We start from the raw sequence: 407 nt of genomic DNA, 5'->3' as shown, positions 1-407 counted from the left end.
GTGACAGACCGGCCGACGGTTCTCAACCTCACCAATCACAGCTACTTCAACCTGGCCGGGGAGGGGACCGGCAGCGTGCTCGACCACGTCGTCCAGATCGAGGCCGACGCGTTCACGCCCACGGATGCGACGCAGGTCCCCACCGGCACGGTCCAGCCGGTCGCCGGCACCCCGTTCGATTTCCGGACACCGCACCGGTTGGGCGCGCGCATCCGCGCGGGCGACCCGCAACTCGCCTACGCCAAGGGCTACGACCACACCTTCGTGCTGCGCGGCCCCGCCGGGACCCTGCACCCGGCCGCCACCTGCATCGATCCGGGCAGCGGCCGGCGGCTCGACGTGGCGACCACGCAGCCGGCCCTGCAGCTCTACACCGGCAACAACCTGGACGGCACGCTGATCGGCCC

General features: G+C 71.7%; 1 pseudogene. It reads left to right on the top strand.

Going from position 1 to position 407, the window contains the following annotated elements:
• Nucleotides 1-407: pseudogene (locus GVL52_RS29715) on the top strand (galactose-1-epimerase); the annotation flags it as partial.

The sequence above is a fragment of the Rhizobium sp. 18055 genome (assembly GCF_902706285.1).
Lineage (GTDB): Bacteria > Pseudomonadota > Alphaproteobacteria > Rhizobiales > Rhizobiaceae > Rhizobium.
This window is presented reverse-complemented; position numbering and strand designations above follow the sequence as displayed.